General features: G+C 38.6%; 14 protein-coding genes. 3 read left to right on the forward strand and 11 right to left on the reverse strand.

The annotated features are described in order from the left end of the window. Positions 1 to 75: 75 nt before the first annotated feature. The 5 genes from OC533_RS06765 to OC533_RS06785 all read right to left on the reverse strand — a co-directional run bounded on the left by OC533_RS06765 (position 76) and on the right by OC533_RS06785 (position 7,810). Positions 76 to 756 (reverse strand): hypothetical protein, encoded by a 681-nt coding sequence (locus OC533_RS06765; protein WP_149584385.1) that lies wholly within the window; start codon positions 754 to 756, stop codon positions 76 to 78. A gap of 137 nt (positions 757 to 893) precedes the next feature. Continuing rightward, positions 894 to 4,940, reverse strand: a complete 4,047-nt coding sequence (locus OC533_RS06770; protein ID WP_194323538.1) for a MucBP domain-containing protein — start codon at positions 4,938 to 4,940, stop codon at positions 894 to 896. 201 nt (positions 4,941 to 5,141) lie between these two features. Beyond that, entirely contained in the window at positions 5,142 to 6,014 is an 873-nt protein-coding gene (locus OC533_RS06775) for an XRE/MutR family transcriptional regulator (protein ID WP_194323147.1), read from the reverse strand. 162 nt (positions 6,015 to 6,176) lie between these two features. After that, the gene (locus OC533_RS06780; protein WP_194323146.1) at positions 6,177 to 7,079 is read right to left on the reverse strand and encodes an XRE/MutR family transcriptional regulator; all 903 of its coding nucleotides are present in this window, start codon (positions 7,077 to 7,079) and stop codon (positions 6,177 to 6,179) included. 266 nt (positions 7,080 to 7,345) lie between these two features. Then, entirely contained in the window at positions 7,346 to 7,810 is a 465-nt protein-coding gene (locus OC533_RS06785) for a superoxide dismutase (RefSeq protein ID WP_194323537.1), read from the reverse strand. A 157-nt stretch (positions 7,811 to 7,967) separates the two neighbouring features. On the opposite strand from OC533_RS06785, the gene OC533_RS06790 reads away from it, so the two are divergent. Then, positions 7,968 to 8,738 carry an endonuclease/exonuclease/phosphatase family protein gene (locus OC533_RS06790; protein WP_194323145.1) on the forward strand — a complete coding sequence of 257 codons (771 nt, stop codon included), beginning with the start codon at positions 7,968 to 7,970 and terminating at the stop codon, positions 8,736 to 8,738. Positions 8,739 to 8,771: 33 nt separating this feature from the next. On the opposite strand, the gene OC533_RS06795 is transcribed toward OC533_RS06790, so the two are convergent. Together OC533_RS06795 and OC533_RS06800 are read right to left on the reverse strand one after the other, a co-directional pair. Beyond that, a complete protein-coding gene (locus OC533_RS06795; protein ID WP_010990350.1) occupies positions 8,772 to 9,164 on the reverse strand; it encodes a PH domain-containing protein in 393 nt (130 codons plus the stop codon). A gap of 166 nt (positions 9,165 to 9,330) precedes the next feature. Then, positions 9,331 to 9,990 (reverse strand): GAP family protein, encoded by a 660-nt coding sequence (locus OC533_RS06800; protein ID WP_003760247.1) that lies wholly within the window; start codon positions 9,988 to 9,990, stop codon positions 9,331 to 9,333. A 322-nt stretch (positions 9,991 to 10,312) separates the two neighbouring features. On the opposite strand from OC533_RS06800, the gene OC533_RS06805 reads away from it, so the two are divergent. Both OC533_RS06805 and OC533_RS06810 read left to right on the forward strand, forming a co-directional pair. Further along, positions 10,313 to 10,504, forward strand: a complete 192-nt coding sequence (locus tag OC533_RS06805; protein WP_194322567.1) for a hypothetical protein — start codon at positions 10,313 to 10,315, stop codon at positions 10,502 to 10,504. Positions 10,505 to 10,711: 207 nt separating this feature from the next. Then, entirely contained in the window at positions 10,712 to 12,127 is a 1,416-nt protein-coding gene (locus tag OC533_RS06810; RefSeq protein ID WP_194323144.1) for a glycoside hydrolase family 1 protein, read from the forward strand. A gap of 25 nt (positions 12,128 to 12,152) precedes the next feature. On the opposite strand, the gene thiE is transcribed toward OC533_RS06810, so the two are convergent. The 4 genes from thiE to tenA are packed head-to-tail and all read right to left on the reverse strand — an operon-like array spanning position 12,153 to position 15,070. Beyond that, a complete protein-coding gene (thiE, locus tag OC533_RS06815) occupies positions 12,153 to 12,797 on the reverse strand; it encodes a thiamine phosphate synthase (protein WP_194323143.1) in 645 nt (214 codons plus the stop codon). Further along, positions 12,794 to 13,597, reverse strand: a complete 804-nt coding sequence (thiD, locus tag OC533_RS06820) for a bifunctional hydroxymethylpyrimidine kinase/phosphomethylpyrimidine kinase (RefSeq protein ID WP_194323142.1) — start codon at positions 13,595 to 13,597, stop codon at positions 12,794 to 12,796. Before thiD ends, thiE begins: the two co-directional genes overlap by 4 nt. Further along, positions 13,594 to 14,403, reverse strand: a complete 810-nt coding sequence (gene thiM / locus OC533_RS06825) for a hydroxyethylthiazole kinase (protein WP_194323141.1) — start codon at positions 14,401 to 14,403, stop codon at positions 13,594 to 13,596. The genes thiD and thiM overlap by 4 nt, the downstream gene beginning before the upstream one ends. Beyond that, complete coding sequence (gene tenA, locus OC533_RS06830; RefSeq protein ID WP_160464321.1) at positions 14,396 to 15,070, reverse strand: thiaminase II; 675 nt, start codon at positions 15,068 to 15,070, stop codon at positions 14,396 to 14,398. Before tenA ends, thiM begins: the two co-directional genes overlap by 8 nt. Positions 15,071 to 15,076: the final 6 nt, after the last annotated feature.

Genomic DNA, 15,076 nt, shown 5'->3' on the forward strand with positions numbered 1-15,076 from the left:
ATTTTCAATTCCTCAAAATCATTCTACAAAAGATAAAGAGAAGACAACAACTTGTCTCCTCTTTATCTTTTGTTATTAAGCATTTTCAAACTGTACGTGGACCTTTTTATGCATCAAAGACTTCGTAATAAAATCCGCTTCTTTCACTTCGACTACGAATTTCAATTTTTTATGTGTTGCCCAGTATTCCCAAAAATCGATGAACATGTGCAAATCGATAATGTTTTCTTCCATTCGCGCTTGCTGGCTCATCGTGTATTTTATTTCATGTAGACACGGGGTAAAAGCAAGGGTTTGTTCCACTGAGCAGCCTTCGATATGTTTAGAAATAATGAATTTCCATTTTTTCAGCATTCTTAGTTTCCCTATAAAAAACGCTTCTTGCTCTTGGACGGAAAAATGTTTTTTTATTTCTGGTGTGCCTTCACCGATAAATTCAATCGTTATCCGTTTACTAAAATCTTTTAAATGCTCTAAAAATAGAATGGTTTCGCGGAAATGTAATTGGGATAATGTTAGTTTGATAATAAAATGTTGATTCCAAAGTTCTTTCACGATTTTTTGGACTTCTTTTTCAAACCATAACATAAATCTTGAATATTCCATCGTGCTTTCTAAACAAATTTGATATGGGAAAACTTCCCCAATTAATAAATTTTTGCGTTTTTTTAAGACTTTTATTTCTTTCTTTTGCACTTGCCTACTCGTTGCATCGTAATGGTTTTGTAAATGGATTTGATACTTTTTCTCTAACAAAGAATCGCCTCTTCCTTTGTGAAATTCTTTATAATAAATATCATACATCTTTTCCAAAATGGGTATTTCTAATGTCGGATATATTAGTTAAAACACCACCACAACAATCTGCGGCGGTGTTTTAATCTACGTTATGCTTATCTTAATTTTTTACTTCCGACTGCCAAAAATACGCCTAAAATTAAAACGAGTCCTATAAGTCTTAGTAGGTTTAATAGTCCAGCATCGTCATCCCCTGTTTTAGGAAGAGTTTGCTTAACTACTTTAGTCTCAATTACTTTGCTTGCAGGTGTTTTTATTGTAAGAATAGTTGGTTTCGCTGGAGTAATAGGTTTTATAATAGCATCTTTTTTATACACATAATTGACTGTTACATCACTTGTTCCAAAAGCACCTATTTGGTTCTTTGGTGCAGCTACTAGGCTATATCCTGGAATCAAGCGAGCTTTCGTTGTATAAGCATCATGAATGTGATAAGTTTTTGCATCAACTGTTGGTAATGCTATTTCGTTGCCTTGTTGATCTTTAAAAGTAGAAGTAAGTTGATAATCATTTGCTTTATACACATAATCCACTTGAATATCACTCGCATTAAAAGTACCCGTTTCGTTCGTTGGTGTTTTTTCTAAAGTGTAACCCGGAATCACGGCTGCTTTCGATGTGTAAGTGTCATGAATATGGTATTTTTGTGCGTCTACTTCTGTTGCTTTTAATTCGTTTCCTTGAGCATCTTTAAATGTCGCAGTTAGCGTGTAATCATTTGTTTGGTACACGTAATTCACAGTTACATTGTTCGCTCCAAAAGCACCTTGGTCATTCTTAGGTGTTGCAACTAATGTATATCCAGGAATTACTGCTGCAGTTGTTTTGTATGTGTCTTGGATATGATAAGTTTTCGCGTCTACTTTAGGTGCTTGTAGTTCTTTGCCGTTTGCGTCTTTGTAGGTCGTTGTTAACGTATAATCATTTGCTTTATATACGTAATTAACTGTTTCATCACTTGCGCCAAATACACCTTTTTCATTGGCTGGTGTAGTTGTTAATGTGTAACCTGGGATGTTTAGCGCTGTTGCAGTGTATGGGTCGTTAATATTGTATATTTTTGTATCAATGGCTAGTGGTTTTAAATCTTTACCTTGTGTGTCTTTATATGTTGTGATTAATGCATAACCATTCGCTTTATATACATAATTAACTGTTACATTACTAGCACCAAACGTTCCTTTTTTGTTCGATGGTGTTGCCACTAATGTATAGCCTGGAATTGTTACGCCACTAGTCGCATAGCCCTCCTTAATAATAAATCCTTTTTTCACGATAGCTGGTTTTAGTTCTGTTCCTTGTACATTTTTGAAAGTGGAAGTTAAGGTATATTCATTCGCTTTGTAAACATAATTGACTGTCACATTGCTCGTATTAAATGTACCTGTTTGATTTGCTGGTGCTGCTACTAGTGTGTAGCCAGGAATGGTTGCTGCGCTAGTAGAATAGTTATCTTTTGTATGGTAAGTTTTGCTGTCTACAACTGGCGCTTTTAATTCTTTGCCGTTTGCATCTTTGTAGGTCGAAGTTAATGTGTAATCATCTGCTTTGTAGACATAGTTGACTGTTACATTCGCCGCGCCAAATGTACCGGATTGATTCGCTGGTGCTGCGACTAATGTGTAACCAGGAATAGTAGCTCCTGTCGTAGTATAAGTGTCGTTAATGTGATATTTTTGACTGTCTATGATTGGCGTTTTTAATTCCTTACCTTGTGCATCTTTATACGTCGAAGTTAGTGTGTAGTCATTTGCTTTGTAGACATAATTCACGGTTACATCACTCGCGCCAAATGTACCTGTTTGATTCGTTGGAGCCGCGACTAATGTATAACCTGGAATAGCAATATCACTCGTCGTGTAACCATCCTGAATATGGTACGTTTTTGTATCTACTTTTGGTAAAGCTAAATCGTTCCCTTGTTGATCTTTGTACGTCGAAGTTAGTTTATAAGCAACTGCTTGGTATACATAGTTCACTTGGATATCCGTGCTACCAAAAGTACCTGATTGATTCGCTGGTGTTGCGACTAATGTATAGCCAGGAATGACAGCTGCAGTTGTAGCATAGTTATCTTGAATATGATACGTTTTGCTATCTACAACGGGGGCTTTTAACTCAGTTCCTTGCGCATCTTTATATGTTGAAGTTAATTTTAAGTCTGTTAATTTATACACATAATTAACCGTAACATCGCTCGTATGGAAGGTTCCTGTTTCGTTCGCAGGTGTCGCTACTAGCGTATAACCTGGAATGGTTGCTGCACTTGTAGAATAGGTGTCTTGAATATGATACTTTTTACTATCTACAACAGGTGGTTTTAATTCTTTACCTTGTGCATCTTTGTATGTCGAAGTTAACGTATAATCTTCTACTTTATAAACATAATCAACCGTAATATCGCTTGTTCCAAAATTACCTTGGTTGTTCGCGGGTGTTGTTACTAATGTGTAACCCGGGATCGTTTTGGCAGTTGTTGTATAGGGATCGTTTACGTGATAGGTTTTAGCATCGACATCATCTGGTGCGATTGTCTTCCCTTGTTGATCTTTAAATGTAGACGTTAATTGATAGCCGTTTGCTTGATATACGTAATGGACAGTGATGTTTGACGAACCAAATGTCCCAGTAGCGTTGGTTGGTGTTGCTACTAACGTATAACCTGGGAAAACTGCGGCTGTTGTTGTATACGTGTCTTGATAATGATACGTTGTCGCATCTATCACTGGTGCTTTTAGTTCTTGACCATTCGTATCTTTGTAAGTGGAAGTAAGTGTATAATCGTCTTTTTTGTATACATAATTAACCGTGACATTCCCAGCTCCAAAAGTGCCGTTCTGATTAGCAGGTGTGGAAACTAAAGAATAGCCCGGAATGGTTGCTGCTGTTGTAGAATAGTTGTCTTGGATATGATAATCTTTTGCATCCACAACTGGTGCTTTCAGTTCTTGACCATGGGCATCTTTGAAAGTAGATGTTAGTTTATAATCATTTGCGCTGTATACATAGTTGACTGTAGCCGGGTTCATGGTGAATGTACCATTTTGATTGGCTGGTGTTGCAACTAAAGTGTAGCCTGGGAAAGTTTTTTGTGTCGTTGTATAAGGATCCCCGTCTTTACCATTTAAAATGACAGGTGGCGCAAGTTCTTGCCCCTTTGTATCTTCATGTTTCACTGTAATAGGTCCGCCGTTTAGCGCGGTGATGTTTACTGTAACTTGTGTTCTGGCAAATTTGTTCGATTGCGTGGAAAATTTGCTTTTGATGAAAATGGTCGCTTGACCCGGTGCTGCTGCCACGCCATTGTGGATTAGTGAACTTGAACCATCATCATAATACTCGAATTCGTGTTGCGCGAGTAAAGTTCGTCCAGATGTTAGTGCGAGTTTCGTTTTGTCTGGTGTTAATTGATTAAAATCAGTTCCAACAGGTACATCAATGGTATATCCAGGTGTTGTAGTTAGTTGGTCTTGCTTTTGAAATTGACCATCGTAAAATTCCAACATGTTTTGCCCATTATTAAAGTTACTTACATAGTTGGCAGGAATATCCGTTACAATCTGATTTCCAGTGGTAAATAAATCTAATTCTCCCGTAGATGAGTTTGACCAATTCGTTGAGAATATTATAGTTGGAACTTTCACTAAGTGGTTATTATTTACAGTTAAAAACTTTAAATGGCTAGCCATGTTCGTTATTGTTGCAGGAATTTCTTCTATCGTTCCACCACTAACTTGTAATTCTTCTAACTTAGGTAGTTGAAAAGCTATCGTCGGGAAAGTACTTAAATTATTATCGTTTAGATTTAAGATTTTTAGCTCTTTTAAATTCCCCACTGAGTTTGACACTGTAGAAATCGTCCCACTTATCACTTCTAACTTAGTTAAATGAGTTAACATATCGATATTCGTTGGGATATCGCTTGCCCCACTTACTTGTAGTGTCGTTATAGCTTCTAAATCTGTCTGTGTAATATTCGCTCTCGTCTTACCAGTTTCTTTTTCAATCTCTTTTATAAACGGTTCATTACTATTCATGGTTTGTTCTAACCATGTAGGTGTGCTTGCAGAAACAGCTGTAAAACTAACTGTATTGATAATAACTACAAGCGCAATTAATGCAATAAATATTTTCTTTAAAATAACAATCTTCCTCCTTTTAACGCTAAATTTGCAGTGTCAGTTGGCATTTAGTTTCTTTGCCAAAGCCCCTCCCTTCACTGTCAATGTGGCTTTAAGCCGTACTTCAGTCTATATAATACTATGCGGAGTCTTAAAATTTTCTAATGTCGCATATATACTACTCGAAAAAAGAAAACCAAAAAGAATAGTCCTTTTTAGCTTTCATTCCATCGTTTTTATATCGTTGTTTTCCCTCGCAAATTGTCGGTACATAGTTTCATACTCTGCCGCTTTATTTTCATAACCTAATGCTCGCAAAATAGCTACTGCCTGCTCGATTTCTTCGCTGCCTTCGCGCTTTTCGCCTTCTCCCCACCGCACAATTCCACGATAATACATACAAAGAATTTTGAAATAAGTACCATCACAGTCCTCACTAATTTTCTCTAAGCTTTTTATCATTAGCTCCATATGCTCTATTTCATTTCTCTCTATAAAATCATCCATGATACTAGCCAGCGCCGATTGTAAAATGCTTCTTCCTCGTTCAAAATGGCGGTATCTATCCAGCGTGTTTAACAATTTATAATAAAACGGCACCCGACTTTTCAAAGACAAGTACGGCAACATCCGAGTAAATAAGAATATATCCTCTAACGTCCAAAAAACAGCTTCAATCAGGTAGTTCTCCAAAATCCGAACCACTTTTTTGTCCGCCACTTGTTTGCCTTTTATGTGATCTAACTCCAGTTTTATCGCCGCGCTTTTTACTTGATTGATTTTTCCTTCTTCCGATGATATTTTTTGATAAAGTAATTCCCAAATAGCAATTTCATCCGTTTTACACGCCCGCTCGTAGGCTTCCCAAAAGTCCTCTTTCTCAGGCAACTCCTCTTGATGATACATGAAGAAAAACTCTTCCATACTTACCATTAGCTTTGTTACTATTTTCTCTAGTAGAATGCTCGATATTGCATGGGTTCCCTTTTCAAATTCAATTGCATAAGATTTACTAATAACCCCTGTGTACACTTCTTTTTGGGAAATTTTTTTAGACTGCCTTATTTGACGAATCAACTCACCATAACTTATCATCCGAAGACCTCCTCTTGACTCATTTCTTGCTTTTATTTTACATTCCTTTGTTTTCTCTCTGTAAATAGTGCTATATATAGTACATAAAACCTCTTTACTACAAACAAAAAAACACCAAAATGACTCCATTTTAGTGTTTTTAAATAGAAAATCTTCGGATAGTTAATCTTCTACTTGGATATTTTCTTTTTCTAAAAATTGTTTTAAAACTACGCTATACAAATCTGCTAATGCTTCATAGCGCAGTTCTTTCCATGTTTGAATCGCTCTTTTGGCTTGGCGATAGCCCTTTTCCACTTCGCCTTCTTTCATCCAAATTGCTCCTTGATAATAATTGGCTACTATTCGATAAAAAGCACTGTTAAAACTACCACTTGTTTCAGATGCTTCTTTTAATTTTTCGAGCACTAGTTTCGCATAATTGATTTTATTCTGTATGATGAGTTCATCTGTCAGATTAGCAAATAGATGGCAAAATAGCAGTCTTCCTCTATCATAGTACCTATACTTTTCATACGATTTCAGCATAATTTGATAAAAGTGAATTTGTACTTCTTCCTCAAAAAAAGATATGCCGTTCGCAAAAATACGAACCTCTTCTAAAGTCCACGTCTGCATTTTCCAAAGATAGTCATGGATAATTTTTTTATATTCATCAGAAATATTCGATTCATCAAACACATTCGTACGCAAATAATGATTAATAGTTTGAATTCTCGTATGAAGTATCGCTTTTCTAACTTCTGTCTGCTCCGTTCGCTCTAAAGTTATTTTATCTAGCAACGCCTGCATCCCTACAACATCATTTTTACCTGATAGCTCGACGAAATCAATCCAAAAACTATCATCCTCTGTCGAAGAAAAGTCTCTGTAAATAAAAAAGAATTCATCTAAAGGAACCATAACCCGCTTTAAAATTTCTTCAAACAAACTCAAAGTAATCTCGTGTTTACCTTTTTCAAATCCGATTGCATAAGACCTAGATATAATTCCTGTGTATACCTCTTTTTGAGTCAAACCTTTAGATAGCCGTATTTCCCGAATCAATTCGCCATATGAACCCATATGATATCCCCCTAATTAAGTTCTTCCATTTCAAAAAGTCGGAATGCAGTATCTATGTCTATGCTTTAATTTCTCTACTCCAAACAAATTAGGAATCATTGTTCTTAAAATATATACCCTAAACACTAGTAGTTTAATTCTTTTAAAGGCGAAAAGCTACTTACAATATCGTCATCTTCCTTTTTTAAGTATTAATAGCACAAAAAAAGAATGTCATTTTTCACATTCTCTTTAAAAATATGGCTCTAAATCATTCGTTAATCTTTTTATTTTACTTCATACTTAGCGCGTTTTAATAACTCTACTTTTTTAGTTTCAGGGTTATTTTCCTGATATTGAACAGCCGTTAATTCATGAAATCCTTTTTTTAATTCCGTTTTACTTAATTGAATTTGAAAAGAAAGTTCGTCGCCGCCTTGTTCCATTTGTACGATGTAGCCGTCAATGTAAATATAGGTTAGGCTTGCCGTACTCAACTCTTTCATATGAATTTCCAATTTTTCTACAGATTCCGCCTCTTCATAAACACAAGGCAGGTCACCTTGACTTGAAATACCATCCGTGGCAAGAAGTTCTATCCATCCTTTTTTCGTATCATTTGGAGGAAAATGCTGTTTTTCCCTTTTAGCCGGCACACCCGAAACATCTCCATTCCCGCTGTCCTCGCATGCTGATAATGCCACTAATACTATCAATAGTAATAATATGAGCAACCATCGACCTTTTCGCAACATAGTGACACTCCCTTTTTACAACAATACAATGGTTTTACTTTTCAGGAAAAAATGTAGAATATATACTACATAAAACCCCAAATCAGTGAAACGTTTTCATAAATATGCTAAACTCTCTTTGTAAAACTTTTAAATAAAAAAAGGATGTGGAAAAATGTTCAGTGTAACTACTTTTAACATTCGTTTTGATGACACTTCCGAGCGGAAAAAGAGCTGGGAATTGCGTAAAACACTAACAAAATCATTACTTGATAAATATCAATGGGATTTCATGGGGGTGGAGGAACCTCTTCTGCCACAAATGCGCGACATGAAAGAAATGCTAGATTGGGATTATTTCGGGGTAGGACGAGATGATGGTTTTGAAAAAGGAGAATTTACGGCTGTTTTTTATAATTCTGCTCGATTCAGATTACTGCAAGAAGGGCGTTTTTGGTTATCTGAAACGCCAGATGTTCCTTCTATTCATTCAACAGCGATGTTTCCGCGAATTTGCGTTTGGGGAAAATTCGCCGATTCGGACGGAAAACAGTTCTATATTTTTAACACTCATTTGGATCACATCTCAGAGGAAGCGCGCCTTTTTGCCAGTCAACTTTTACTAAAAAAAGCTGCCATCATTGCAGAAGATTCACCCATCATTATATTAGGCGATTTTAATACTGCGCCTAACACAACAACTTATAACTTCATAACCAAAAAATATCAGGATGCACAGTTGATTTCTCAGACTCCTATAAAAGGCCCAATTGGTAGCTTTCATGACTTCCAACCACTCCGACCTGAAAACGAATTAGAAAAAATTGATTACATCTTCGTGTCTAAAGAGTTCCGCGTACACTCTTACAAAACTATCACGGATCAAGTGGATGGCTGTTCTGCATCTGACCATTTCCCTGTGACTGCAACACTTGAATGGACATAAAAAAGAGAAGACGAATATCGTCTTCTCTTTCACTTATAACATTTCTTTAATCATTTTATAAAGCGCAAATCCCATTTCTGTATCATTTTTATGCACTTTTAAGGCGATTGGCGCGGAAAAAGAGGTGTTTTGTGTCACGACCGTATTGCCGTCAACACCAATTTTCAAGTCAAAGTCACGGTCTAAAGTTCCCGCAGTCTCGATTGAAACATACTTTAATGCCTTCTTCGGGAAAAACTTGAATTCTACTTTCTTACCAGTTATCCCTTGAGCATCCACATTAAAAATCCCTTTTGAAGTAATAATAACTTCATCTCTTATAAATTTAAAAATTTGAATAATCTTTTCATCATCTTCTAAAAATCGTTCTATGCCATAAGATGATTCGGTAACAATTGCTGCTTTTCCCATTAGTTTGTCAAACATGAAACCCATCCTTTTTGTTGTATGTATTCTTATTCAATTTTAAATGAACAAGTAAAGCTATATTAGCATAAAACGTTTTCATAGTATGTAGACATTGTGTGAACAGTCTGCATTTTTAAATAAAAAAAAGCTACTAATCCTTGAGAACAAGTAGCCCTTTTATCATTTAAAATGCCTTACTAATAACACTTAGACCAATAAACAAGAACAGTACAGCCATGATCACGGAATTGTTCTGGATAAGCCATTTACGCGTACTATCTAATGCGTTGTTAAGTCGATTCCCAGCCAGTAAGAAAGCAATCGTTGGGATGTAAATCGAACAACAAGCGATAATTCCAAAAATAATAGTTGCCGTTGTTTCTTGCCCGCCAGTTAAATTCAGGGCACCAACACTAACACCCGCAGTCAGAGAAAGCAACATATTCTTAGGATTCACCGCAGATAATAAGAAAGCAAAAATCATCGCGCCACCTGGTTTAATATTGCTCATTTTTTCAAACCATTTTGGTGTTGCAGCTTTCTCTCCGTTTTTCGGACGTTTCGTAAAATCATGGGCACCGAGCAAAATAAGTAAAACCCCTAACACAATAAGTACCACTTTGACCAAGGTTGACTGATCTCCGGACGAACTAACCGCCGAACTCATTAAAAATAATCCAATAAAGAAAATAGCAATATTCCCAACAATCCAACCAACCGTATAAAAAATACTGTTAATCCGTGCCTTGTTGCTCAGTAAAATCAAAATAAGCCCTACAATTGGAAATGGACTAATTAATATACCTACTGCCGGTGACAAAATAGCTGAAAAAGCTGAACCCACGCTGACTCCCCCTCTATACATTTTTTACAAATCCTTATCATTCAATCTACCTTTTTCCCTCTTATACTCACTAACAAACAATTGTCGCTATATCATTCCTTATGTTCTTCCCCAAAAAAAACAATACAATAAATTTGCCATAAACAGCTCATTAAATGCACTAAAACGCTACTTTTCAAGCAAAGTTATTCTTCTAAAAGTCTATTTTTATATAAAAACTCCCAATATGGAATCGGTGACTAAAAATGGAAATTCATTTTAGGGCTATAATAATAGTATAATTTCTATTGTTCGTTCAAATACAGAGACAGGTGGAAATATTATGAAAAAAGTAACCCATAATGACGTACTGGAGCAAATTGATACTGTGACTAGTCCAGAACAACAACTGAACGCAGGAATAGCACAAAAGCAAGTCAGTTCTGTAAGTCAATCAAATTCAACAAAAACAGACGAATCCGCGAGCACAGCAAGTATTTTATTCGGTATGCTCACTCTTTCTAAACGTAAATAACATCCGCTCCAAACAGAGTAGCTGTTATTTGTTTCCGTTGACTATCCTAATTATTTTTGCTATATTTTAACTATAAATCGGAATGTTACCGACGAAAGCCGGGCATAACCAAATATTTTTCTAAGTACAATGTTTCTCTGCATTTATTTAGAAAAGTATTTGGTTTTTTTTATAGATACTTTAAAATGTAGAAAAGGAGTTTTTAACATGCATACAAATACAGGATTTCCAGCCGACTTTTTATGGGGTGGAGCTGCTGCCGCAAATCAATTCGAAGGCGCTTACAACGTTGATGGAAAAGGACTTTCCGTTCAAGATGTTACTCCAAAAGGCGGATTCGGTCAAATTACTGACGGTCCAACACCAGATAACTTAAAATTAGAAGGAATCGACTTTTATCATCGTTACAAAGACGACGTGAAACTTTTTGCTGAAATGGGCTTCAAGGTTTTCCGTACTTCTATCGCTTGGTCCCGTATCTTCCCAAATGGTGACGAAACTGAGCCAAACGAAGCAGGACTACAATTTTACGATGATTTATTCGACGAACTTCTAGCACATAATATTGAACCGCTGATCACTTTATCTCACTATGAAACACCACTTCACTTATCGAAAACTTACGACGGCTGGGTAAATAGAAAAATGATCGACTTCTATGAAAACTATGTCCGCACTGTATTTAATCGCTACAAAGGCAAAGTAAAATATTGGCTCACTTTTAATGAAATCAACTCGATTTTACACGCACCATTCATGAGTGGCGGTATTTCTACAAGCCCAGATAAATTATCTCAAAAAGACCTATACCAAGCTGTCCACCACGAACTTGTGGCGAGCGCGCTGGCTACAAAAATTGGTCACGAAATCATGCCAGAAGCTCAAATCGGCTGTATGGTTCTAGCAATGCCAACTTATCCGCTAACTTCCAACCCAGATGATATTATCGCTGTTATGGAAGCAGAGCGCAAAAACTACTTCTTCTCCGATGTCCATGTCCGCGGAACTTATCCTGGCTACATGAAACGCTATTTCAGAGAGAATAATATTGAATTAGACGTAACAGAAGAAGACTTAGAAATCCTTAAAAACACAGTAGATTTCATTTCCTTCAGCTATTATATGAGCACAACTGAAACAGCTGACGAGTCGAATCGCAAAGCTGGTGCAGGAAACATCCTTGGAGGCGTGCAAAACCCTTACCTAGAAGCATCCGAATGGGGTTGGCAAATCGACCCTAAAGGTTTACGCGTTGTCCTAAACGAATTCTGGGATAGATACCAAAAACCACTTTTCATCGTAGAAAACGGTCTTGGCGCTATCGATCAACTTGAACAAGACGAAAACGGCAACTACACAGTAAATGACGACTATCGTATTAACTATTTGAGCGCTCATTTATCGCAAGTGAAAGAAGCGATTAAAGACGGCGTTGAGCTGATGGGTTACACTTCATGGGGCTGTATTGACCTTGTTAGTGCCTCCACTGCTGAAATGAAGAAACGTTACGGCTTTATCTATGTCGATCGCAACAACGACGGCACAGGCTCGCTAAATCGTTATAAGAAGAAAAGTTTTGATTGGTACAAGAACGTTATTGCTACCAATGGTGAAGATTTATAAAAATGAGAAACCCAGGTTTGTCCTTTTAGGAGGGGGAACCTGGGTTTTTTAATTGCTTGATAACGGAGTGGCAATCTTCCGACCGAGTAATCGCTGAAATAACCGATACCCCGTCCGCGCCTGCTGCGAGAACCTCAGCCGAATTTGCTTCATTAATTCCGCCAATCCCGACAATTGGTAGCTTGATTCCAGCCCGACGAATTTCTTCCAAAATTGCAGTTCCACTTTCTGGCTCTGCATCCTCCTTTGAGATGGTTGGGAAAATTGGCCCTACGCCGATATAATCCACCGCACCAAGTCTTTCTGCCTCCTCCGCTTCACTAACCGAATGAATCGAAAGTCCGATTTTCATTTTTCCGGAGCAACTCGCGATAACTTGGCGAATTTCCTCGTCGTTTTGCCCGACATGGATGCCGTCCGCACCAATTGCGAGGGCTAGGGCGACATCATCGTTAATAATGAATGGCACTTGATATTTTGCGCATAATTGTTGGCATTCTAGCGCCATTTCTTTTCTTTCGGAGGCAGTTTGGAGTGAGCCTGCTCCTTTTTCGCGATATTGGAAACAAGTAATTCCGGCTTTCAGTGCTTCTTCTAACACACCTGGCAACGTTCCACGAACAATATCTTGCGTTCCAGCGATAAAATATACAGCTAGTTCAGCTCTCATTTCCCATCCTCCAATCGGTAAGCAAAATGGTTGGTTGGACCATGACCGTGACCAATTCCAAGCGGATATTTAATCGCACTTGTGATAAACTCTTTCGCAACTACGACACTGTCTAAAAGGGAATTACCTTTCGCAAGTTCAGCCGCAATACATGCCGAAAAAGTGCAACCCGTCCCGTGCGTATGAGGCGTATCAAAGCGTTCGCTCGTCAGCCATTTTGTCATTTCGCCATCATAGTAAAAATCAGACGCCTCACTCATTTCGCTATGCCCACCTTTAATAACAACCGCTTTTACACCTAAATCAAAAATTTTCTTAGCAGCTTGTTCGATTTCCGCCTTGGTTGTGATTTTTTCTCCCAGAATTTCTTCCGCTTCTGGAATATTCGGCGTAATGATCGTACCAAGTGGCAAAAGCTCATCTTTCAACACTTGTGTCGCCTCGTTTTCAAGCAAAGCAGTGCCACCTTTTGCAATCATCACGGGATCAATGACGATATTTGGGAAGTTGTGCAAACGTATATTCCGCGCCACTTCTCGGATAATTTCTGCATCCGCAAGCATCCCAGTTTTCACGGCGTTCACTTGGAAATCCTCTGCAATCGCGTCGCACTGTTCGCGAATCATTTCTACCGGGATTTTATGCACTGCTTTTACCCCTAACGTATTTTGCGCCGTAATTGCCGTGATGACGGACATTCCAAAGGTCTTGCGCTCTTGAAACGTCTTGATGTCCGCTTGTATCCCCGCGCCGCCCCCTGAATCTGAACCAGCTATCGTTAATACTTGTGGAAAAGTCATTTGTGTTCACCACTTTCTTGGATTTTGGCTTTGGCACGCGTTTTTTCGACTGACCAGCTAGCCAGTTCATCTAAAAATAGTGGTCGAAATGAGCCTGGAAGTTTTCTTTCTAACTCGATTTCCGCGTACTCAGAAGCCACCGCATAACTCGCGCACGCTTCGACACTAGCTCGAAAAACGTCTTCCTGAACGGCGATAAAACTACCGCAAACCGCACTCAGCAAACAACCAGAACCAGTAATTCTTGGAAGCAGCGCGCTACCATTAGCCACTTTTGCAAAGCGCGTTCCGTCTGAAATCACATCCACTTCACCGCTAATAATAACAACCGTGTTCCATTCGTTCGCCACTTTTTCAGCAATAGTCAGCACATCCGCCGAACCAACGCCCGCATCCACGCCTTTTGCTTCCCAAGCTTCCCCAGCAATCGCCGCAAGTTCTCCTGCATTTCCGCGAATCGCCGCAAACTGAATTTCTGACAATAACTCCTGCACCACTTTACGACGGTATGAAGTCGCGCCAACACCGACCGGATCAAGCACAACCGGCGTTCCAGCAACATTTGCCGCACGTCCAGCAATTTTCATCGCTGTAACTAGCTCACCGTCTAGCGTTCCGATATTAATCACGAGCACATCTGCCATTTTCGCCAGTTCATCCATTTCCTCTTTCGCAGAAGCCATAATCGGTGAAGCACCAATCGCAAGCAACCCGTTCGCCGAGTCATTCGCAACCACGATATTTGTAATATTATGTACCAACGGGCCTTTTTCCCGCACTTTTTCCAACGTCATAAAATCAAACATAATTCACACTCCCACGCCAATTTTGTTTTTTATAAGCCATATCAAAAAACGCCCATTCCATTTCCACACTGATTTGAAAAGCCTGCTTCATCAGAGCAAGTTCCCGCGCATCCGCCATACTCGCCGCCTGTTCCACCAACCGCTTCTGCTGCAACACCACTTTTTGATAATTTTCATCCACATAACTATCCAACAACTCTTGATAAAATGGCTCCGAACTCCGCGCCGTTTCGTACATCTTCCCCATATCCGCATAAAGCGCATAACACGGCAAAAGCGCCGCAATCGTCACTCCAAAACTGCCAAAATCCGCCATCCGATAAAGATGAGAAGTATAATGATAAGCAGTTGGCGCTGGTTTTCGCTCGGAAAAATCACGCTCCGTTAGCCCAACCCGCGGATAAAACTGTTCGCGCATCAACAATTCCGACTGCTGAAGCCGCACCTGTACTTCCCTCATTTCCGTAGCAAGTTCCGCTGTCCCAGCCTGCTCCACACTTTTCTCAATCACCTTCTCAAAATGCGACAAATAATAATCATCCTGGAGTAGATAATAATAAAACGCCTCCTTCTCAAGCGTCCCATCCGCCAAACTACGAACAAACGGATGCCGCAACGTTTCCTGCCATAAATCCCCTACTTCTTCTTGAAAACCGTGAACAAACACTTAAAC

Origin of the sequence: Listeria sp. Marseille-Q6474, from assembly GCF_946902005.1 — a bacterium.
Lineage (GTDB): Bacteria > Bacillota > Bacilli > Lactobacillales > Listeriaceae > Listeria > Listeria innocua.

Excerpts from the sequence above, each read along its gene's own strand:
- thiD (WP_194323142.1), bottom strand. The coding sequence starts at position 13,597 with ATGACTTTTCCACAAGTATTAACGATAGCTGGTTCAGATTCAGGGGGC.
- thiE (WP_194323143.1), bottom strand. The coding sequence starts at position 12,797 with ATGAGAGCTGAACTAGCTGTATATTTTATCGCTGGAACGCAAGATATT.
- thiM (WP_194323141.1), bottom strand. The coding sequence starts at position 14,403 with ATGTTTGATTTTATGACGTTGGAAAAAGTGCGGGAAAAAGGCCCGTTG.
- OC533_RS06810 (WP_194323144.1), top strand. The coding sequence starts at position 10,712 with ATGCATACAAATACAGGATTTCCAGCCGACTTTTTATGGGGTGGAGCT.
- OC533_RS06790 (WP_194323145.1), top strand. The coding sequence starts at position 7,968 with ATGTTCAGTGTAACTACTTTTAACATTCGTTTTGATGACACTTCCGAG.
- OC533_RS06780 (WP_194323146.1), bottom strand. The coding sequence starts at position 7,079 with ATGGGTTCATATGGCGAATTGATTCGGGAAATACGGCTATCTAAAGGT.
- OC533_RS06795 (WP_010990350.1), bottom strand. The coding sequence starts at position 9,164 with ATGTTTGACAAACTAATGGGAAAAGCAGCAATTGTTACCGAATCATCT.
- OC533_RS06805 (WP_194322567.1), top strand. The coding sequence starts at position 10,313 with ATGAAAAAAGTAACCCATAATGACGTACTGGAGCAAATTGATACTGTG.
- OC533_RS06775 (WP_194323147.1), bottom strand. The coding sequence starts at position 6,014 with ATGATAAGTTATGGTGAGTTGATTCGTCAAATAAGGCAGTCTAAAAAA.